General features: G+C 61.8%; 23 protein-coding genes and 1 pseudogene. 12 read left to right on the top strand and 12 right to left on the bottom strand.

Annotated features, from left to right (window positions below):
- Positions 1–41 precede the first annotated feature (41 nt).
- From AACH39_RS01550 to AACH39_RS01575, 6 genes are all read left to right on the top strand, one after another.
- A complete protein-coding gene (locus AACH39_RS01550; protein ID WP_215776444.1) occupies positions 42–530 on the top strand; it encodes a MarR family transcriptional regulator in 489 nt (162 codons plus the stop codon).
- 34 nt (positions 531–564) lie between these two features.
- Complete coding sequence (locus AACH39_RS01555; protein WP_338620751.1) at positions 565–939, top strand: hypothetical protein; 375 nt, start codon at positions 565–567, stop codon at positions 937–939.
- A gap of 101 nt (positions 940–1,040) precedes the next feature.
- Positions 1,041–1,499: a DUF411 domain-containing protein gene (locus AACH39_RS01560; RefSeq protein ID WP_338620752.1), complete on the top strand. Its 459-nt coding sequence runs from the start codon at positions 1,041–1,043 to the stop codon at positions 1,497–1,499.
- A gap of 115 nt (positions 1,500–1,614) precedes the next feature.
- Positions 1,615–2,115, top strand: a complete 501-nt coding sequence (locus AACH39_RS01565) for a DinB family protein (RefSeq protein ID WP_215776439.1) — start codon at positions 1,615–1,617, stop codon at positions 2,113–2,115.
- Positions 2,116–2,216: 101 nt separating this feature from the next.
- Entirely contained in the window at positions 2,217–2,879 is a 663-nt protein-coding gene (locus tag AACH39_RS01570) for a hypothetical protein (protein WP_215776436.1), read from the top strand.
- Between the two features lie 59 nt (positions 2,880–2,938).
- Positions 2,939–3,553 carry a DUF2238 domain-containing protein gene (locus AACH39_RS01575; RefSeq protein ID WP_215776434.1) on the top strand — a complete coding sequence of 205 codons (615 nt, stop codon included), beginning with the start codon at positions 2,939–2,941 and terminating at the stop codon, positions 3,551–3,553.
- Positions 3,554–3,578: 25 nt separating this feature from the next.
- Here AACH39_RS01575 and AACH39_RS01580 read toward each other — a convergent pair whose 3' ends face one another.
- Together AACH39_RS01580 and AACH39_RS01585 are read right to left on the bottom strand one after the other, a co-directional pair.
- On the bottom strand, positions 3,579–4,316 hold the full coding sequence (locus AACH39_RS01580; protein WP_215776431.1) for a transporter substrate-binding domain-containing protein: 738 nt from the start codon (positions 4,314–4,316) through the stop codon (positions 3,579–3,581).
- 372 nt (positions 4,317–4,688) lie between these two features.
- A complete protein-coding gene (locus tag AACH39_RS01585; protein ID WP_215776429.1) occupies positions 4,689–5,447 on the bottom strand; it encodes an SDR family oxidoreductase in 759 nt (252 codons plus the stop codon).
- Positions 5,448–5,586: 139 nt separating this feature from the next.
- Here AACH39_RS01585 and AACH39_RS01590 point away from each other — a divergent pair, with 139 nt between their 5' ends.
- Positions 5,587–6,531, top strand: a complete 945-nt coding sequence (locus AACH39_RS01590) for a LysR family transcriptional regulator (protein ID WP_338620754.1) — start codon at positions 5,587–5,589, stop codon at positions 6,529–6,531.
- Between the two features lie 12 nt (positions 6,532–6,543).
- On the opposite strand, the gene AACH39_RS01595 is transcribed toward AACH39_RS01590, so the two are convergent.
- Genes AACH39_RS01595 through AACH39_RS01610 form a run of 4 tightly spaced genes read right to left on the bottom strand, consistent with a single transcriptional unit; the run spans position 6,544 to position 9,258 of the window.
- Positions 6,544–6,804: a DUF1272 domain-containing protein gene (locus AACH39_RS01595; protein ID WP_215776425.1), complete on the bottom strand. Its 261-nt coding sequence runs from the start codon at positions 6,802–6,804 to the stop codon at positions 6,544–6,546.
- A gap of 12 nt (positions 6,805–6,816) precedes the next feature.
- Positions 6,817–7,203 carry a peptide-methionine (R)-S-oxide reductase MsrB gene (gene msrB, locus AACH39_RS01600; RefSeq protein WP_215776422.1) on the bottom strand — a complete coding sequence of 129 codons (387 nt, stop codon included), beginning with the start codon at positions 7,201–7,203 and terminating at the stop codon, positions 6,817–6,819.
- A 21-nt stretch (positions 7,204–7,224) separates the two neighbouring features.
- Positions 7,225–7,869, bottom strand: coding sequence for a histidine phosphatase family protein (locus tag AACH39_RS01605; RefSeq protein ID WP_338620755.1), 645 nt, complete (start codon positions 7,867–7,869; stop codon positions 7,225–7,227).
- Between the two features lie 21 nt (positions 7,870–7,890).
- Positions 7,891–9,258, bottom strand: a complete 1,368-nt coding sequence (locus AACH39_RS01610) for a deoxyguanosinetriphosphate triphosphohydrolase (RefSeq protein WP_252346045.1) — start codon at positions 9,256–9,258, stop codon at positions 7,891–7,893.
- 241 nt (positions 9,259–9,499) lie between these two features.
- Here AACH39_RS01610 and AACH39_RS01615 point away from each other — a divergent pair, with 241 nt between their 5' ends.
- Positions 9,500–10,165 carry a hypothetical protein gene (locus AACH39_RS01615; protein WP_338620756.1) on the top strand — a complete coding sequence of 222 codons (666 nt, stop codon included), beginning with the start codon at positions 9,500–9,502 and terminating at the stop codon, positions 10,163–10,165.
- On the opposite strand, the pseudogene AACH39_RS01620 reads toward AACH39_RS01615, so the two are convergent.
- The 5 genes and pseudogenes from AACH39_RS01620 to yjgA form a co-directional block, all read right to left on the bottom strand.
- Positions 10,162–10,344: pseudogene (locus AACH39_RS01620) on the bottom strand (IS481 family transposase); the annotation flags it as partial. The gene AACH39_RS01615 and the pseudogene AACH39_RS01620 sit on opposite strands and share 4 nt — an antisense overlap.
- A 277-nt stretch (positions 10,345–10,621) precedes the next feature.
- Positions 10,622–10,843, bottom strand: a complete 222-nt coding sequence (locus AACH39_RS01625) for a hypothetical protein (protein ID WP_215776412.1) — start codon at positions 10,841–10,843, stop codon at positions 10,622–10,624.
- Between the two features lie 77 nt (positions 10,844–10,920).
- A complete protein-coding gene (locus AACH39_RS01630) occupies positions 10,921–11,877 on the bottom strand; it encodes an alpha/beta fold hydrolase (protein ID WP_338620757.1) in 957 nt (318 codons plus the stop codon).
- A complete protein-coding gene (mog, locus tag AACH39_RS01635) occupies positions 11,874–12,443 on the bottom strand; it encodes a molybdopterin adenylyltransferase (RefSeq protein ID WP_215776408.1) in 570 nt (189 codons plus the stop codon). Before mog ends, AACH39_RS01630 begins: the two co-directional genes overlap by 4 nt.
- Positions 12,440–12,985: a ribosome biogenesis factor YjgA gene (gene yjgA, locus AACH39_RS01640; RefSeq protein ID WP_215776406.1), complete on the bottom strand. Its 546-nt coding sequence runs from the start codon at positions 12,983–12,985 to the stop codon at positions 12,440–12,442. The genes mog and yjgA overlap by 4 nt, the downstream gene beginning before the upstream one ends.
- A gap of 95 nt (positions 12,986–13,080) precedes the next feature.
- Between yjgA and pmbA the strand changes: the two genes are divergently transcribed.
- The 4 genes from pmbA (at position 13,081) to AACH39_RS01660 (ending at position 16,793) form a co-directional block, all read left to right on the top strand.
- The gene (gene pmbA, locus AACH39_RS01645) at positions 13,081–14,424 is read left to right on the top strand and encodes a metalloprotease PmbA (RefSeq protein ID WP_338620758.1); all 1,344 of its coding nucleotides are present in this window, start codon (positions 13,081–13,083) and stop codon (positions 14,422–14,424) included.
- Positions 14,421–15,041: a DNA-3-methyladenine glycosylase gene (locus tag AACH39_RS01650; RefSeq protein WP_338620759.1), complete on the top strand. Its 621-nt coding sequence runs from the start codon at positions 14,421–14,423 to the stop codon at positions 15,039–15,041. The genes pmbA and AACH39_RS01650 overlap by 4 nt, the downstream gene beginning before the upstream one ends.
- Positions 15,042–15,122: 81 nt before the next feature.
- Entirely contained in the window at positions 15,123–16,250 is a 1,128-nt protein-coding gene (locus tag AACH39_RS01655; protein WP_215776400.1) for a patatin-like phospholipase family protein, read from the top strand.
- A gap of 51 nt (positions 16,251–16,301) precedes the next feature.
- Positions 16,302–16,793, top strand: coding sequence for a disulfide bond formation protein B (locus AACH39_RS01660; RefSeq protein ID WP_215776398.1), 492 nt, complete (start codon positions 16,302–16,304; stop codon positions 16,791–16,793).
- 78 nt (positions 16,794–16,871) lie between these two features.
- On the opposite strand, the gene AACH39_RS01665 is transcribed toward AACH39_RS01660, so the two are convergent.
- Positions 16,872–17,825, bottom strand: coding sequence for a LysR family transcriptional regulator (locus AACH39_RS01665; RefSeq protein WP_215776395.1), 954 nt, complete (start codon positions 17,823–17,825; stop codon positions 16,872–16,874).
- Positions 17,826–17,879: the final 54 nt, after the last annotated feature.

Below are 17,879 nucleotides of genomic sequence, written 5' to 3' on the forward strand. Positions count from 1 at the left end.
ATAATGTTAGAGTTCAAACATGATATTAGAGTTCTAACATTATGCGCAAGCAGCAATCGGCGGCCAGGCCGCCGGCCCCCGGAGAGGGCAAACGGGGAGAAGACGGACACCTGGGGTATCTGTTGCGCCAGGCTGCCGCCATGCACCGGCTGAAGATGGAGCGTGCCCTGAGCGACCTGGGGGTCACGCCGCCGCAATTCTCGGTGCTGACCATGCTGGCCGCCTATCCTGGTCAGTCCAATGCCGACATCGCCAGGCTGGCCATGCTGACCCCGCCCACCGTGACAGTCATCGTCGGCAATCTGGAGAGCATGGGCGCCGTGCTGCGGCGACCTCATGCACAACATGGCCGCATCCAGCATATCGACCTCACCGAGCAGGGCATGGCGCTGCTGGCTTCCTGCCGAGCGCGTGTACAACAACTGGAGGCTGCGCTGGCCGCTGGCCTGAGCGAAAGCGAGACGACGCTGCTGCGTCGCTGGCTGGCCGGCGTGGCACGGGAGGGTGAAGCAGAGGGTACCCCGCCCTGAGCATTCCCCTTGCTGCCGGTCTGATAGATACCTGATGGGGGTATTGTTGCCCTCGGCGGCATTCGGCGCTATGCTGGCACGCATGCGAATTTTCCGGTTGTGCCTGCTGCTGATCGCCATGGCCCTGCTGCCTTTGCAGAGCTGGGGCGGCGATACGCCCTGGCGGTCCGCGCCGGGCGCCGACCGCGCCCGGGCCGTGCTCAGCCAGGCGGATTGTGCACATCACGACGAGCCGTCCACGACGACTGGCCACACGCATGGGCATGCGTCCTGCTGCCAGAGCCCACTGGCTGCCCAACCTGTTGTCCTGCCGGCCCCCTGGGCACTCAAGGCGCCGCAGAACAGCCGGCATGATGCCCGTTTCACCTCCCACATCCAGCGACTGCTTCTGCGGCCACCCCAGGCCTGATTCGGCTTTGCCCCCCCCGTGTGCGCCATGCCGGGCATGGCGTAAGCATCGTTGCGGCGCCACGCGAACCGTCGATGGCGCCAATCTCGCTGGAGAAAAACATGAATAGATTGAACAAGCCGCGCCTGTCGCTGGCGCTGGCCCTGTTGTTGACGCTGACCCTGCATGAGACCGTCTGGGCGGCGACCAGTCAGACCCTCACGCTGGTGAAGAACAAGGGCTGCGTCTGCTGCGAACGCTGGGCGGCCGATATGAAGGCCCATGGCTTTGCCGTCAAGACGGTAGAAATGGCCGATGTCACGCCTTTCAAGGACCAGCAGCATGTGCCTGTCGCCCTGCGTTCCTGCCATACCGCCACGATCGGCGGCTATGTGATCGAAGGGCATGTGCCGGCTGACCTGATCCGCAAGCTGTTGAAAGACAAGCCTCATCTGGCCGGGCTGGCCAGCCCTGGGATGCCGCCTTCCGCGCCGGGGATGGACTTGCCCGGCAAGCCGGTGCCTTATCAGGTGATGGCCTTCGGCGCGGACGGCAAGACCACGCTGTATGCCCAGCGCTGATTGCGCTGACCACGGCGTCCGCCGAGTGTGCCACATGCCCTGACAGGGGCGTGTGGCGCCGCAGGCCATGCTGGCGGTGTACACTCGGCATGTCGTCATTCGCCCGGAGCTGGTCATGTCCATGCCGCTTCTTTCCCTGTTGCAGTACAAATCCTGGGCCGACACCCGAACACTGGCGGCCGTGGCGCATATCGACCGCAGCCAGCATGGCGCTGCCTTCGATTTTGCCCGACAACAACTTAATCACATGGTGCGGGTCGAGGCGCTGTTTCGCGCCCGACTCATCGGTGAGCCTGCGCCGCATGATTCAACCAACACGGCACAATTGCCGGCGTTTGCGGCACTGGCTGCCTCGCTGGAGGCATCGAATCACTGGCTGCTGGACTATGTGCCTACCCTGAACGCCGGGGCGCTGGCGCAGTGCATCCGCTTCACCTTTGTGGATGGTCAAAAAGGTGCGATGAGCCGGGAGGAGATGCTTTGTCACCTCATCAATCATGGTACCTACCACCGGGGGGCCATTGGTCATGCGCTGGATTTGGCCGGTGCGCCGCGCCCGGCCGACACCTATACGGTGTTCCTCCATGCGGCCGAACCGGGGCGTCGTGAGGAATAGGGCGCTTGGCCGGTTGGCGGTCCGGGGCGATGCCGGCGTGATAGCATGGCAGTGGTCAGCGATGCGGTGATGTTGGCTGACGTCGACACTTTCTCTCATTCATGACGATCCTGACCATGCGAATCGGATGCCTGCATACCGCGAATAGCAATATCCCTGTCTTCGATGCGGCGCTGGCCAGCCTGGCCTGCGCGGACGTTCGGCTCAGCCATCAGGTGCGTCCCGATTTGCTGGCGGCGGCCGTCGCCGCCGGCGGACTGAATGACGAGATCGTCCTGCAAACCAGCGAGGCGCTGGCCGCATTGTGTGCGGTCAATGAGGTCGTATTGCTCACCTGCTCGACACTCGGTCCGGTAGTGAGCGCTTTCGTCTCGTCTACGCCCGTTTTGCGCGTGGATGAGGCGCTGGCCCGGCAGGCCGTGACAATGAGCACCTCCGTAGTGGCGCTGTGCGCGGTCGAAACGACCCTGGCGCCCACCCGGGCGCTGTTCGAGCAACGGGCCCGGGAGACCGGTGCGACCGTTGACGTACGACTGGTTGACGATGCGTGGGGCTATTTCATGGCAGGTGAGATGGCGCGCTATGATTTGACGATGGCGCAGGCGGCGGACAGCGCGTATGCCGAAGGGGCGGGGGTTGTGGCCTTCGCCCAGGCCTCCATGGCGGGCGCTGCGGCTTATGTGCGGCACAACCGATCCGCTTTGACCAGCCCGATCAGTGGCTTGCAGGCGGCCATTGCCGCTTGCCGGAACCAGTCAGATTGATTTGAGCATTAGGTCGGCGCCCTGTCATACTGTTATTACCGTTTTCTCCCAATAAGAATATGCACCCAGATACTCGCTTCCGGGCCGGCCTGTTGCTGCTCATCGCCTTGCTGGCCATTTCCGGCTATCACCCTTATGACCAGACCACCTGGCTGCTCGAAGTCTTGCCGGTGCTGATCGTCATTCCGCTGCTGAGTCTGACCTACCGCCGCTTCACCTTCACCCCGCTGGTCTACGGCCTGATCTTTGTGCACTGCTGCGTTCTGCTGCTGGGCGGCAAGTACACCTATGCGCGAGTACCGATCGGCTTCGATCTCGCCCATCTGCTGGGCATTCAGCGCAATCCCTACGACAAAATCGGGCATTTGTTTCAGGGTTTTGTGCCGGCGCTGGTGATCCGTGAAATTCTGCTGCGGGGCCGGCATGTGGCGGGTCGGAAAATGCTGTCCTTTGTCACTGTTTGCATCGCACTGGCCATCAGCGCCAGCTATGAATTGCTTGAGTGGGCCTCGGCCCTGGCCATGGGGCAGGGAGCGGATGCTTTTCTGGGGACGCAGGGCGACCCGTGGGATACCCAGTCGGACATGTTCTGTGCCCTGATTGGTGCCAGCCTGGCGCTGCTGCTGCTCGCCCGTGTGCAGGACCGGCAGATGCGTGCCCTGAGGCTGGCGTGATGCTCGCCAGCAGCGGCTGAACGCTTTACAGGACGGAAAGCCCGTATTTATCCCGCAAGGCGTCCAAAGTGCCATCCCGTTGCAATTTTTGCAGCCCGGCCAGGATACGGGCGCGCGTGTTTTGCGGCACCTTTCTGGAGATCACCACACAAATCGCGCCGGTTGCCAATACGGCAGGCAGCAACTTGATGCTGCCGTTCAGGTGTTTATCGTGGAGATACCTTTTTAATTCCTCGCCGCCGTAATAGACAAACCTGACCCGACCCAGAAGCAGTTTCTTCAGGCAATTCAGCAGCGATTCAGAACCATCGTCAATTTCCACCCCGCCGAGTGATTTGAGTTGCTCGACATAGATGGATCCCTGAGGGACGGCGACAGCGCCGGCGTTGACTGTTTTGCTCAAGTCAGCCAAATCATGCACCTCAGCATGATCATCTTTGGCCGCGGCCAGGCGTATATGTTGTACGTAGAGAACGGGTTGCGTGATGACATGAAAGTCATCCTGCCTGGACGGGGTGCTTACCAGGCCGAAGAAGATGTCCAATTTGCCTGATTTCAGGCCGGATTCAATTCGTTTTATTGAACGCAAATCATTTTGGCCAGCAAAAGAAAGGTCGGGATCCCGTTTTTGCAAAGCCTGCATCAGCTCGATGCTGAAGCCGGGCTGCTGACGATTGCCTGGGTCGAAGCGAATCGGGTTATCTGTGATCCCGCTTGTATGGAGTACCAATTTTTCGGAGAAAGATGCCATCGAGAGCAGCATCAGACTCGAAAACAGTATTTTTTTTATCATGAATGACAGTCGCCAGCGAGATCATCGCCCTGCCAGAATGACGCTGGCAGGGCGAAAACATTCGTTTATCCCAATACGATAACATTGGATGTGTCCAGGCTGGAATCGATGGCACGTTCAGAAATGCCATGGCACCGTATTTCACTTGATTGTAGTCAAACAATTGCCGGGGAACGGCTTGCCCATGTCTGCGGCGAAGGCATGGACTGCCGAGAATGATCCCATCCCACCGGGGGGCTTTCGCTCCCCGGCCTCCAGGATGACAGCCAGGCAAGCCGGCGCGGCCAGAACAGCAGGCAAGGGCTGTGGGACAGGGCGACACCCCAGATCCCCTCCCGCTGCCTACAACATCATCCCGCCCGAAGCCTCGATCCGCTGGCCGGTGATCCAGTTGCTTTCCGCCGTCAGCAAGGCGGCGATGGCGTCACCAATATCGTCGGGCAAGCCTGCCCGACCCATGGCCGTATTGGCGGCGATCATGGCATTAACCTGCGGATTGTCACGGGTATGACCACCGCCAAAGTCAGTTTCGATGGCGCCGGGTGCCAGGACATTGACCGAGATGCCGCGCGGGCCGAGTTCCTTGGCGAGGTAGCGCGTCAGGGTCTCGATCGCGCCCTTCATGGTGGCGTAGGCGGCGTAGCCGGGGAGGCTGAAACGCGCCAGCCCACTGGAGATGTTCAGGATGCGTCCACCATCAGCGATCAGGGGCAGCAGCGCCTGGGTCAGGAAGAAGACGCCTTTCAGATGCACGTTCATCAGGGCATCGAATTGTGCTTCCGTGGTTTCCGCGAAGCCGCCGTAGATCCCCATGCCGGCATTGTTGATCAGGTAGTCGATCTGCCCGGTTTGCCATTTGTGTTGCAACCGTTCTTTCAGCTGTGCGGTGAAGTCTGCGAAGGCCGGCACATTGCCGGCATCCAGCTGAAGCGCGGCAGCCCGGCGGCCGTGCTGTTCGATTTCGGCAACCAGCGCTTCGGCTTCGGCTTGACGGGTGTGGTAGGTGACGATGACGTCGACGCCCCTGGCGGCCAGCTTGAGGGCTGCATTTTTGCCGAGGCCGCGGCTGCCGCCGGTGATGAGCGCGATGCGTTGAATCATGGTGTTCTCCTGATGGGTAGCGATTCGTCAGGCAGAGGCCCTGCCTGGTATAACGCAGTCTATTGCTACGCCATTTCGGGATAAATGTGCTTTTTTTGGCTAGACTGTCCAATATTAACTAACAAAAGGCGCCGCCATCATGAACCAGCTCGATGCCATGCAGATCTTTGTGCGCGTTGCCGAACTCTCCAGTTTCACGGCCGCGGCGGACAGTCTGGGGCTGCCGAAGGCAACGGTTTCACTGGCGGTGCAACAGCTGGAGAGCCTGCTGGGCACGCGCTTGCTGCACCGGACGACACGCAGTGTGCAGATGACTCAGGACGGCCATGTGGTGTTCGAACGCAGCAAGGATCTGCTGGCCGATGTGGCCGAGTTGCAGGGGCTGTTTCGCCAGGCGCCTGCCACGGTCAGCGGGCGTTTGCGGGTGGATATGCCGATTGCCATTGCTCGCGACCTGGTGATCCCGCATCTGCCCGGCTTTCTGCGCCAGTACCCGGCGCTGGCGCTGGAGCTGAGTAGTACCGACCGCCGGGTTGATCCGGTGCGCGAGGGGTTCGATTGCGTGCTGCGGGTGGGGGCCTTGCTGGATTCCAGCCTGATTGCCCGGCCGGTTGGCGAGTATCGCATGATCAACTGTGCCAGCCCTGCTTACCTTGCCGAGTATGGCGTGCCGACCTCGCTGGCTGATCTCAGCCAGCATCGCCTGGTGCACTATCTCACCCACTTTGGGGGGCGAGACCCCGGCTTTGAATATCTCGACCCCGGTCTGCCAGGTACCGTGCGCCATGTCGCCATGGGTGGTGTGCTCACCGTCAACAATTCCGAGGCCTATACAGCGGCTTGTCTGGCGGGCCTGGGAATTGTGCAGTCGCCCGAACCGGGTATGCGCCGCTATCTGGCCAGCGGAGAACTGGTGGAAATCCTGCCGTCTCATCGTCCTGCGCCCATGCCGATTTCGCTGATCTATGCCAATCGTCGCCATTTGCCACAGCGCGTGCAGGTGTTCATGAGCTGGATCACCGGTTTGCTGCAGTCGCGCTCGGCGCTGGACACGCCGCCAGTCGGCCATGACGGACAGGGGTGATGCCGGGAGGGGTCAGTCGATCTGTCCGGGTTTTGTCAGACAGCCCGCCGGGTTGTAGACACGCTGATTGGAGGCCGGGGCGCTGGCCAGTTTGCCGGCAGGGCGGCGCGGTCGGGGAAGCAGTTCGCCGCCGCAGTTCGGGCAGCGGCCGTTGAGCTTTTCTTCGGCACATGCGACGCAAAAGGTACACTCGAATGAGCATATCCGCGCATCGGCAGACTCGGGGGGCAAGTCCTTGTCGCAGCATTCACAGTTTGGTCTGAGTTCCAGCATGGCGAGCTCCTCTCACGCCTTCCGGAAAGTCAGCGCCACGGAATTAATGCAATAACGCTCCCCGGTCGGCAATGGGCCATCCTCGAAAACATGCCCCAGATGGGCATCGCAGTTGGCGCAGCGCACTTCAGTTCGCACCATGCCGTGGCTGCGGTCCACCAGGCGGTTGATGGTGCCCGGAACGGCTTCCTGCCAGAAGCTGGGCCAGCCGCAACCGGCATCAAATTTGGTGTCGGCATGAAACAGCAGGGTGCCGCAGCAGAGGCACAGGTAATCACCGGCTTCGTTGCGCTGGTAATGTTCGCCGCTGAACGGGCGTTCGGTGCCGGCTTCGCGGGTGACGCGGTAGGCTTCGGCACTGAGTTGCTGGCGCCATTCGGCATCGGTTTTCTTGATCATGGTGTGTTCTCCTGAGTCACATCACAGCTCGTCGCGGCTGTGTTCGAGGTGGCTTTGGTCCGCCCAGCGCTCGAGCTGCCATTCCCCATCGACATGGCTGATCCAGTTCAGGGCGGCATTGGGGATGGGGAAGTCGCGCTGATGGGTGATCGGCAGTTTGTTGGCCATGCGGTAGGCGATGTCCAGCACACCGCCGTGGCTGACGACCAGTACCGTCTGGCCGGGGTGACGCGCGGCGGCTTCGTCAAAGAAGGTCTGCACCCGGCTCTGGAAGACGGCCAGGCTTTCGCCACTGCCCGGGGCGTAGGCCGGGTCGCGGGATTTGAACAATCGGTAGTCTTCCGGGATGCGCACTTCGGCCTCGGCGTAGGTCAGTCCCTGGAAGTGGCCGAAATGCCGCTCGCGCAGCCGTTCGGTGGCGATCGGTGTCAGGGCGTTGTCGCGGGCAATGGCGGCCGCGGTCTGGCGCGCCCGCTGCAGGTCGCTGACATAGAGCGCGCTGAACGCCAGGCCCGCCTGGGCCAGCGCCTGGCTCAGCCGGTCGGCTTGCTGCAGACCGGTGGTATTGAGCTGGATGTCGATCTGTCCCTGCAGGCGTCGCTCGATGTTCCAGTCGGTTTCGCCGTGGCGCACCAGGCAGAAGCGGGTGGTCAGTGCGGATGGCATGGGCGGTCTTTCGTCTTGCGTTTAGAGGATGCCGACACCGGAAATGTCGCGTGCCAGATTGGCGGCGTAGTTGTCGGTCATGGCGCCGGTAAAGTCGAGGATACGCATATAGGCCTGATACAGATCAGGATGGATGTGACCGCCGTGTTCCATCAGGCCAAGTGCCAGGTTCTCGCGCGGACTGAGCTGGTCGCGGCCGCGGGTGTGCAGGGTGAAGACAGCGGGGACCAGCGCATCGAGCAGCACGGCAATGCAGGGGTAGGAGGCCAGCTCGGTCACCAGCTTGGTGTGGTGGCGGTAGACCTTGTGGCTGGCCAGTTCCTTGGCCTGAATCAGGGTCTCCTGGATGGCCGGGGTGCAGACGTTGAGCAGGTCCTTGGCAGCAAAGTCGCCGGCCAGCAGCGAGTCATGGTGCAGCATGAATTTCTCGGCCACTTCGCTGACGCAGCGGCCGACGGCGATGCCGCGCAGCATGGCGCATTTTTGCCGGATGTCGTCGGTCTCCCAGACGCGTTCATATTCGGTAAAACCGGCAAACAGGCTTTCGAACTCCTTGACGTCGAGGATGCCGATCTCGACCGCGTCTTCCAGATCAAGAATGGCATAGCAAATGTCGTCGGCGGCTTCCATCAGGTAGGACAGCGGATGGCGTGCCCAGACATGGGTGTCCTTGCGGATCAGTCCCAGCTCGTCGGCCACCTGTTCGAAGTAGGGCAGCTCGGCGCGGTAGATGTTGAATTTGTCACGTCCCAGTGCCGGCGGCGCGTCGGCGGTCCACGGATATTTGATCAGCGCACCGATGGCGGCCGAGGTCAGGCGCATGCCGCCTTCGTTGGCGTACATCTCCAGCGTGGCCACCATGCGCAGGCTGTGGGCGTTGCCTTCGTAGGTCTGGATATCGCGCCGCTGGGCCTCGCTCAGCGGGGCCAGCAGGTGAGCGTTTTTCGGCTGGCGGAACCAGTCGCGCATGGCGTCTTCGCCGGTGTGGCCGAACGGCGGATTGCCGATGTCGTGTGCCAGGCAGGCTACCTGCACCACGGCGCCGATGTCATGCGGGGTGTAGCCGGCCGGCAGGCGCTGGGCGTGCTGCAGCATCATGCCGACCCGGTTGCCCAGACTGCGGCCGACGCTGGCCACTTCCACACTGTGCGTCAGGCGGTTGTGGGTATGGTCGTGGCGCGCCAGCGGGTGAACCTGGGTTTTGCGCCCCAGGCGGCGGAAGGCGCTGGAGAATACCACCCGGTCATGGTCGATGTGGAAGTCGGTGCGTAGCCCCGGGCTGCCTTCTTCGGTGGCGGGGGTGCGGGTGTCGCGCACCTGCCCCTGGCTGACCTTGAAGCGCCGGGTGGAGAGCAGACGTTGCCAATCCATGCGATGGGAGTGAGACATGGGCAATCAGTTTTGAGAGTGATGTCCCGATCATAGCAGCTTGCTGTCTGGCGTGAGTGATCTGTCATCGCGGTGTGCTGTGTCCTCTGAAGCAATGGGTGATTCAACTGGCGCGACACAAAAGGCGGGGAGGCGGATGCCCATTTTCGTTATTGTTTACAATATAATGTGTTTAGAATGGCATTAATGCGGTTTTATTTGAATTAATAATTATTTAACTTCTTCATAAGATAGATACTTCATGTTGCCCTTTCAGTTTTATTCTCTGATCACTTCTTTTCGTCAGTTCGTCAGGGTTGTTGCACTGTGTTTGGTGGTTGTGATCAGTTTGATGTTTGGTATGAAGGCCGTATTTTTTGGCCTGTTCTGTATTGGAATGCTCCACCCCGTATGGCTGAGCATGCGCATGCAGGATCTTGTCAATGCGGGTCAGGCTATTTCGGATCCCGCGATCATAAAACAGCTGGTGTATGTGCAAGGCATCCCGGTAAGAGAAAACAGATCAACGCTGCATAATGCATTCTTCACTTCGCCGGACACGATGCAAAAGGAGCTCAGTCGGTTTTCCTCTACTCGATTCGCCCTGTATATCGCGGCGTTTTTTTGGTCGCTGTACGATTTGGGCCATGCCCTGCAATCCTGGAATCATCAGATCGGCCTGCCGGCGCTGGCGTGGGTGGCGGCTCTGGTCATGGCGATATTCTTCGGCAAGCGTGCCATTACTTATTTCGCTTACTGGCAAATCGCCCTTCGACAAACCTGGCATCGCACGACCATCCAGGTGAATGGCAAAACGCTGCATGCCGCCTATACCCGATACAGAGACAAAACCGGTGTGTGTTATGTCCCCTTCCTTTGTGGGGTGTTTACGCCTGAAGTGGCCATCCACGACACTCGCCCGGATTAGGTGTCCAGTCCCGGACGATTACAGATACGCTTTTTGAACAAATCGGGTCTTCGTTTTCGCCAACTCTTCATCGCCTGGATTGGCGTTAGGTGTTGCAAGGCAAGTTGGGGAAGATGCTGGTTGTAGAGCCAGACATACCGTTCCAGCGTCTGCGCCAAGCCCTCGCCTGACTTGAAGCGGGCGAGCTTGTTTGGGTGCTGCAGGACTGATTTCACTCCTTTACCGGTCACCACGCCTATTACGCCAGCAGAAAGCAGTTGTCGCTGGCGGTACGGCTGGTGATCGCCGCGCTGCGGGAGCCGGCAGGGGGTGCGTGATGTGTAGTCAGCGTCATGGGGCTTTCTGTCGTAGACAATGTACCGATCATTGGCGGCGTGCATAAAAAGTGCGCCCAGCAAAAAATAAAGGCCGCTTCCGATGGGAAAGCGGCCTTGTTGTTCTGGCGTGCCAGCTTAATTACAGCACCGGCATGGCATAGCCTTCGATCTTGGCGGCCTGCACCAGACCGCTCAGGTACTGATGCATCAGCTTGTTGCCTGCCATTTGGGTTAGGTATTGCTGCAGTCGTTCCTTGACGTCGTCAAAGCTGATCTGTTCGCCTGGATGGTGAATGATGTGGTAGCCAAACTGGGTCTGCACCAGGTGCGGGGTGATCTGACCAGCTACGGTGCGGAACACGGCTTATTGGATGAATGAGTTAAATGAAGCCAATACGATGAAAGTCAAGAGGGTGGTAGCTTGTGGCCCGGCAGCCTTCAGATCCGGCTGCCGTTCTGGCCCTCGAAGTAACGCAGCAGGCGACGCGGCAGCCAGTCCAGCCGGCCGGGGAAGGGACCGGTGACAAAGCCGACATGACCACCGTGCGTCGGGAACTCCAGGGTAATGGCGGGCGAGACCTGGCTGGCTTGCGGTAATGCCTGGGCGGGCAGGAAGGGGTCGTTCTGCGCGTTGATTACCAGGGTAGGAATGGCGATGCAGTGCAGGCGTTGCTTGCTGCTCGCCTGGCGCCAGTACTCGCGGCCGCTGGCAAAGCCATGCAGTGGCGCGGTCACGGCGTGGTCGAAGTCGGCGAAGGTGCGGGCGCGCCTGACCTGTTCGGCGCTGAACAGGTGCGGATGGTAGCGCAGCTGGTCCAGCGCCTTGGTCTTCAGCGTACTCATGAACATGCGGGTGTAGATCAGCCGGCCCAGGCCACGGTCGAGCTGGGTGCTGGCCGCGGTCAGGTCGAGCGGCGTCGAGATGGCGGCCGCGGCATGAGGCAGGGCATGGTCGCCGTCTTCGGCCAGGTAGTTGAGCAGCATGCTGCCGCCCAGTGAGACGCCGGCCACGTACATTTGGGGCTGGCGTTCGCTCAGACGGCGCAGGATCCAGCGAATCTCGGCGGCATCGCCGGCATGGTAGGCGCGTGCCAGGGTATTGTGCACACCACCACAGCCGCGGAAGTGCGGCACCACGCCTTGCCAGCCGCGCTGGGCGACGGCTTGCATCAGGGCGCGGGCATAGTGGCTGTCGCTGCTGCCCTCCAGTCCGTGAAACAACACCACCAGCGGGGCATCCGCCGGGCCGTCGATGAAGTCGAGGGCGATCTGGCCGCCGTCCGGCGTGTCCCACAGCTCGCGCCGGTAGGGCGGTCGTGGCTGGCGCAGCATCAGGGCGGGCCAGATGGTCTGGGCGTGGCCGCCGGGCAGCCAGCGTGGCGGGTGATAGGTCATTGGGCTGATTTCGGACGGAAAGCTTTGACCACGGCCGGGTCGGTCTCGGCGCGCGGGCCGCCGATCAGCTCCAGGCAGTAGGGGACGGCAGCAAAGATGCCGGGTACCACGCTCTGGCCTTCCGCATCGCGCAGTCCTTCCAGGGTCTCGCGGATGGCCTTGGGCTGGCCGGGCAGGTTGAGGATCAGTGCCTGCTTGCGGATCACGCCTACCTGACGTGACAGAATGGCGGTCGGCACGAAGCGCAGGCTGATCTGGCGCATCTGTTCGCCGAAGCCGGGCATCTCGCGGTCAGCAACGGCCAGGGTGGCATCGGGAGTGACGTCGCGCGGTGCCGGGCCGGTGCCGCCGGTGGTCAGTACCAGATGGCAGCCCAACTGGTCGACCAGTTCGATCAGGGTGGCTTCAATCTGCGGCTGCTCGTCGGGAATCAGCCTTGTCTCGACACTGAAAGGCGTGGTCAGGGCACTGGCCAGCCAGTCTTGCAGGGCCGGCAAGCCCCGATCTTCGTAGACGCCGCTGCTGGCCCGGTCCGAGACCGAGACCAGCCCGATCTTCAGACTCATGCCTCGTCCTCCGCATCCTGGCTGCCCGGGATGGCCGGTTCGGGAATGATCTCCTTGATGGCCTGGAACAGCTGGCGGAAGTGCTTGGGCGGCTTGGCTTCCTGTTTTTCCTTGCGTGCGTTGCGGATCAGGTTGCGCAGTTGCTGGATATCGGCCTGCGGGAATTCGTTGATGAAGACCGGCAGGGTTTTGTCGTCTTCCAGCAGGCGTTCGCGCCAGCGCTCCACCTGATGCAGCCAGCCGGTGTGGGCGGCGGATTCGCCCTTGCGTACGGCCAGGTGGGCACGGATGGGCTCGGGGTCGATGTCGCGCATCAGCTTGCCGATGTACTGTTCCTGGCGCTTCTTGGCGCCAAAGGCACTGATGCGCTTGTAGTCGAGCAGGGCCGTCAGCAGGTCTTCCGGCAGGTCGAGCTTTTTCAGCTTGTCGTTCGGGACTTCCAGCAGTTCGCGGCCGAGATCCTGCAGCGCATCCATTTGCTTTTTGCGCTGGGTCTTGCTGACAAATTCCTCATCTGGTCCATCATTCAGATAGTCGGCCATGGTTGTCTCGGTCTCTTATTTATTCAAGGCTGGTATGATACCGGAAAAGCCCGCTGTGGCGGGTGCCCACTCTTTATCCGATTGTGAAAAAGACCATGATAGAAAACAACTTCAGCTTCAGTCGCGCTTCCCTCGAACAGATCGCCCGGCATGTGCTGGATCTGGCCGCCCGTCAGGGGGCGACAGCCTGCGAGGCGGATGTCTCCGAGGGACTCGGACAGACCGTCAGTGTGCGGCTGGGTGAAGTGGAAACCATCGAGTACAACCAGGACAAGGGGGTCGGGGTCACGGTGTATCTCGGCCAGAAGAAAGGCCATGCCAGTACCTCTGATTTTTCCGAGCGGGCACTGGCCGATACCGTGTCGGCGGCGATCAATATCGCGCGCTTTACCGCGGAAGATCCGTGCTCCGGGCTGGCTGAGGCCGGTCTCTTGGCGACCGAGTTCCCCGATCTGGATCTGTATCACCCCTGGGATTTGTCGATGGAGGACGCGGTCGCCATGACCCGCGAGTGCGAGCAGGCCGCCCGCTCGGTCGATGCCCGCATCAGCAACTCCGAAGGCGGGACGCTGTCGCGCCAGGCCAGTCAGTTCATTTACGCCAACAGCCTGGGTTTCTGCCAGGGTTTCCCCAGTACCCGCTACAGCCTGTCGGCTGCGGTGGTGGCCGAGCAGGATGACGCCATGCAGCGCGACTACTGGTACAGTGCGGCTCGTCATCCGGGCGATCTGGCCAGTGCGGCCGAAGTCGGCCGTCTGGCTGGCGAGCGCACGGTACGGCGCCTGGGGGCGCGGCCAATCAAGACCGGGCGTTATCCGGTGATCTTTGAAGCCAATGTGGCTTCCTCGCTGATCGGACACCTGATCACCGCCATCAGTGGCGGCAATCTGTATCGCCAGTCCAGCTTCTTGCTGGGCGCGCAGGGCACCGAAGTGTTTTCGCCGCTGGTGACGATTGACGAGGATCCATTCCTGCTGCGCGGGCTGGCCAGCAGTGCTTTCGATAACGAAGGGGTGGAGACCAGTGCGCGGCGTCTGATTGATCGCGGCGTGCTGACTGGCTATCTGCTGGGTAGTTATTCGGCGCGCAAGCTTGGGCTGAGCACCACCGGTAATGCCGGCGGGGCGCACAATCTGCTGGTGCACAGCACGGGTCAGAGCCTGCCAGAACTGCTGCGCGAGATGGGCACCGGCCTGCTGATTACCGAGTTGCTTGGTCATGGCGTCAACACCGTGACCGGTGACTATTCGCGTGGTGCCGCGGGCTTCTGGGTGGAAAACGGCATGATCAGCCATCCGGTGGAGGAGATTACCGTGGCAGAGAATCTGCGCGATCTGTTCCGTCATGTGGCGGCCATCGGCAACGATACGCTGGTGCGTGGCACCACGCGCATTGGCTCGGTGCTGGTCGAGTCGATGTCGGTCGCCGGCCAGGCGTGAGCGTCCCTGATTACTGGGCTCGGGCCTGCGCCGAGCTGGCCGCCGAGGACCAGGTGCTGGCCGGTCTGATGCGTCAGTTCGATGCCTCGATCCTGCGGACACGTGGCGAGCCGTTCGAAACCTTGTTGCGCGCCATCGTGGGCCAGCAGATTTCCATCGCGGCGGCCGATGCCATCTGGGGGCGGCTGGCGCAGCTGGCGCCGCTGCAGCAGCCGCAGGCGGTGCTGGCGCTGACGCCCGAGGCGCTGCGACTGGCCGGTTTGTCGCAGCGCAAAGTCGAGTATGTGCAGGATCTGGCGCGTCATTTTGCCGACGGTCATCTGGATGCCGCTCGGCTGGCGACCCTGGATGACGAGGCGGTGATTGCCGAGTTGACGGCGGTGCGCGGCATCGGTCGCTGGAGCGCAGAGATGTTCCTGATTTTCAATCTGCTGCGTCCGGATGTCTGGCCGGTGGACGACATCGGCCTGCAGAAGGCGGTGGCGCGTTGCTATGGGCTGGATGCCGTGCCGAAGCAGGCCGCCCTGCGCCAGCTCGGTGAGCGCTGGCGCCCCTGGCGGACGGTGGCGTGCTGGTATTTCTGGCGCAGTCTGGACGCGGTCGAGGTGCTGTACTAGCTTTGAATTGCCCGGTGAGCGTATCGGGGGAGGCAACCGTCCTGTCGGACACCGCACAAAAACCATAAGCGGGGCGCAGTGATGAGCAAGCAAGCAAATATCGGGCTGGTGCTGGCGGGTGGCGGCGCGCGCGCGGCCTATCAGGCGGGGGTCATGCTGGCGATTTCCCACCTGTTGCCGGATGCCAGGAAAAATCCGTTTCCGGTGATCTGCGGCACCTCTGCCGGCGCCATCAATGCCACCGGTCTGGCCTGTGCCGCGGACGATTTTCGTCAGGCGGCAGGCAATCTGGCGCAGCTGTGGCGTCAGATTCATATCAGCGATGTCTACCAGTCGGACATGCTGTATTTCCTCAAGAGCTTCCTGCATTTTGGCGTGTCGATTGCTTCTGGCGGCCGTCTGTGGAAGAACCCCAAGAGTTTTCTCGACAATGCCCCGCTGCGTGACTATCTCGCTCGGGTGGTGCGTTTTGACGGCATCGACCGGGCGGTCAGTGCCGGGGCGCTGCGCGCGGTAGCGCTGACGGCCTCCTGTTTCAACAGTGGCCAGTCGGTGACGTTTTTTGACGGGGTGCCCGAGGTGTGCGAGTGGACGCGGCAGATGCGCATCGGAGTGCGCGAGAAACTCGACCTGGATCACCTGATGGCCTCGTCGGCCTTGCCCTTGATCTTTCCGGCCACCAAGGTGGGCGATCGCTTTTTCTGCGACGGTGCCGTGCGGCAGATGGCGCCGCTGTCGCCGGCGCTGCATCTGGGGGCGGAGAAGTTGTTTGTCGTCGGGCTGGCCAGTCACAAGACGCCGGTGCGCGATGGCGGCTATCCTTCCCCCGCTCAGGTGTTCGGCCATCTGCTCAACAGTATTTTTGCCGATAGTATGGCCAGCGACATGGAGCGGCTGATCCGTGTCAATCACACGGTCTCGCTGCTCAACAGTCATCATGAGCTGGCTTCGCAGACCCCGCTCAAGCGTGTCGAGGTTTTCTTGCTCAATCCCAGTGCTTCGCTGGAGGAGATCGCCCACAAGCACGTGCATCTGTTTCCACCGGCTTTGCGCTTCATTCTGCAGGGTACTGGTGCCACGCGCCGCCGTGGCTTGTCGCTGGCGACTTATCTGCTGTTCGAGCCGGGCTATTGTCGTGAATTGATCTCACTGGGTTATAAGGATGTTCTGAAACAGAAGGCGGAGATTCTGAATTTTCTGGAACTTTAATCTGCTTTCTGTATTCTAGATGGTTTGTGTTCGAACAAATCGGGAGTGAGTATGCGGTTGCCGGGGCGACGTGCCGGATTTTTTCTGATCAGTGCTGCTTGCGCTGGTGCCATGGGTTTTGCCTTTTATGCTCAATATGTGATGGGGCTTGAGCCTTGTCCGCTGTGCATGTTGCAGCGCGTGGGGGTGGTCAGTGCCGGGGTGCTGGCCTTGCTGGCCGGTCTGGTCAATCCGCGTGAGTGGGGCTTCCGTGTCTGGTCCGGGCTGGTGGTGCTGGCCTCGCTGGCGGGGGGCGCCGTATCGGCCCGCCAGTTGTGGCTGCAGAGCCTGCCGGCGGATCAGGTACCGCAATGCGGTCCGGGGCTGGACTATCTGCTGCAGACTCTGCCGTTTACCCATGCGCTGGAAAAGGTGCTGATGGGTAGTGGCGAGTGTGCGGTGGTGGACTGGCGTTTCCTCGGCATGGCGATGCCGTTCTGGGTGCTGGTGTTCTTTGTGCTGGTGATTGGCTTTACGCTGTTCCAGCAACGCAAGATGCGCTGATCAGCGTGTTGATCGGCGGTCAGGGGCCCGGGTCGTTCGACCCGGGCCTTTTTCATGGTCGGTTGCCCGTCTCCGATTTCAGGCCTCGAACGCCCGGAGCGCCGCCGGCTTGACGTGCAATTCTTCACGCCGGGCGAAGGCTTCCAGCAGGTATTCCACCGTCACCTTTACCCGTGGCGCGACCAGGGCGCGGTGCGGGTACTGCAGGGTCATTTCGAACTGGCCGGGGTGGTGGGCCTTGAGCAACAGGACCTTGAGCCGGCCCGTCTGCAGGTGATGCCAGGCGTGATGCACGCCGATTTCGGCAATGCCGGCGCCGTCGACGGCCAGCTGGGTGATGGTCTCGGGGGAGGACAGGGTCAGGACGGCGGCTTCGGTGTTGAGGGTGGTGATGCTGCCGTCGCCGGTCTGAAATTGCCAGGGCGACACGCGGCCGCCGAGAAAACGTCGGGTGATCAGGCGGTGCTGGCGCAGATCCTCGGGTTGTGCGGGAACCCCGTATTGGTCGAGGTAGGCCGGTGAGGCGACCAGCACCATATTGAACTGGCAGATCGGGCGTGCCACCAGTGAGGAGTCGGCGATGCGGCCGCCGCGCAGGGCCAGGTCGTAACCGTCGCGCACCAGATCGATCACATGGTCATCGAAATCGACCTCGACCGACAGGCCGGGATAGGCCGCCAGCAGGCCGGGCAGGGTGGGGGCCAGTTGCTCGCGCCCGAAGCCGGCACTGGTGGAGAGGCGCACGCGACCCGAGGGGGCGGCGCGGTGGGCGATGACGGCATCGGTGGCTTGTTCCAGCGCCTCGATGGCGATGCGCGCCTGGCGCAGGAAGGCTTCGCCCTCTTCGGTCAGGTTCAGGGTGCGGGTAGTGCGGTTCATCAGGCGTACGCCCAGCGCCTTTTCAAGGCCGGCAATGTTTTTGCTGACGGCGGCGGACGAGATGCCGAGCTGCCTCGCGGCGGCGGCGAAGCTGCCGGCATCGCTGGCCTGCACGAAGGACAAGATGGCACGTACACGTTGAGATGAGTCCATGAGCGGCGGTCTTGAAAGGGTCCAAATGCGGGATGGTCTGTGTTTTTATTGTCA

Origin of the sequence: Paludibacterium flexuosum (assembly GCF_037076605.1) — a bacterium.
GTDB lineage: Bacteria > Pseudomonadota > Gammaproteobacteria > Burkholderiales > Chromobacteriaceae > Paludibacterium.

What these genes read in the sequence shown, in the direction of transcription:
- AACH39_RS01550 (WP_215776444.1), top strand. Translation starts at nt 42, where the DNA reads ATGCGCAAGCAGCAATCGGCGGCCAGGCCGCCGGCCCCCGGAGAGGGC.
- AACH39_RS01555 (WP_338620751.1), top strand. Translation starts at nt 565, where the DNA reads ATGGGGGTATTGTTGCCCTCGGCGGCATTCGGCGCTATGCTGGCACGC.
- AACH39_RS01560 (WP_338620752.1), top strand. Translation starts at nt 1,041, where the DNA reads ATGAATAGATTGAACAAGCCGCGCCTGTCGCTGGCGCTGGCCCTGTTG.
- AACH39_RS01565 (WP_215776439.1), top strand. Translation starts at nt 1,615, where the DNA reads ATGTCCATGCCGCTTCTTTCCCTGTTGCAGTACAAATCCTGGGCCGAC.
- AACH39_RS01570 (WP_215776436.1), top strand. Translation starts at nt 2,217, where the DNA reads ATGACGATCCTGACCATGCGAATCGGATGCCTGCATACCGCGAATAGC.
- AACH39_RS01575 (WP_215776434.1), top strand. Translation starts at nt 2,939, where the DNA reads ATGCACCCAGATACTCGCTTCCGGGCCGGCCTGTTGCTGCTCATCGCC.
- AACH39_RS01580 (WP_215776431.1), bottom strand. Translation starts at nt 4,316, where the DNA reads ATGCTGCTCTCGATGGCATCTTTCTCCGAAAAATTGGTACTCCATACA.
- AACH39_RS01585 (WP_215776429.1), bottom strand. Translation starts at nt 5,447, where the DNA reads ATGATTCAACGCATCGCGCTCATCACCGGCGGCAGCCGCGGCCTCGGC.
- AACH39_RS01590 (WP_338620754.1), top strand. Translation starts at nt 5,587, where the DNA reads ATGAACCAGCTCGATGCCATGCAGATCTTTGTGCGCGTTGCCGAACTC.
- AACH39_RS01595 (WP_215776425.1), bottom strand. Translation starts at nt 6,804, where the DNA reads ATGCTGGAACTCAGACCAAACTGTGAATGCTGCGACAAGGACTTGCCC.
- msrB (WP_215776422.1), bottom strand. Translation starts at nt 7,203, where the DNA reads ATGATCAAGAAAACCGATGCCGAATGGCGCCAGCAACTCAGTGCCGAA.
- AACH39_RS01605 (WP_338620755.1), bottom strand. Translation starts at nt 7,869, where the DNA reads ATGCCATCCGCACTGACCACCCGCTTCTGCCTGGTGCGCCACGGCGAA.
- AACH39_RS01610 (WP_252346045.1), bottom strand. Translation starts at nt 9,258, where the DNA reads ATGTCTCACTCCCATCGCATGGATTGGCAACGTCTGCTCTCCACCCGG.
- AACH39_RS01615 (WP_338620756.1), top strand. Translation starts at nt 9,500, where the DNA reads ATGTTGCCCTTTCAGTTTTATTCTCTGATCACTTCTTTTCGTCAGTTC.
- AACH39_RS01630 (WP_338620757.1), bottom strand. Translation starts at nt 11,877, where the DNA reads ATGACCTATCACCCGCCACGCTGGCTGCCCGGCGGCCACGCCCAGACC.
- mog (WP_215776408.1), bottom strand. Translation starts at nt 12,443, where the DNA reads ATGAGTCTGAAGATCGGGCTGGTCTCGGTCTCGGACCGGGCCAGCAGC.
- yjgA (WP_215776406.1), bottom strand. Translation starts at nt 12,985, where the DNA reads ATGGCCGACTATCTGAATGATGGACCAGATGAGGAATTTGTCAGCAAG.
- pmbA (WP_338620758.1), top strand. Translation starts at nt 13,081, where the DNA reads ATGATAGAAAACAACTTCAGCTTCAGTCGCGCTTCCCTCGAACAGATC.
- AACH39_RS01655 (WP_215776400.1), top strand. Translation starts at nt 15,123, where the DNA reads ATGAGCAAGCAAGCAAATATCGGGCTGGTGCTGGCGGGTGGCGGCGCG.
- AACH39_RS01660 (WP_215776398.1), top strand. Translation starts at nt 16,302, where the DNA reads ATGCGGTTGCCGGGGCGACGTGCCGGATTTTTTCTGATCAGTGCTGCT.
- AACH39_RS01665 (WP_215776395.1), bottom strand. Translation starts at nt 17,825, where the DNA reads ATGGACTCATCTCAACGTGTACGTGCCATCTTGTCCTTCGTGCAGGCC.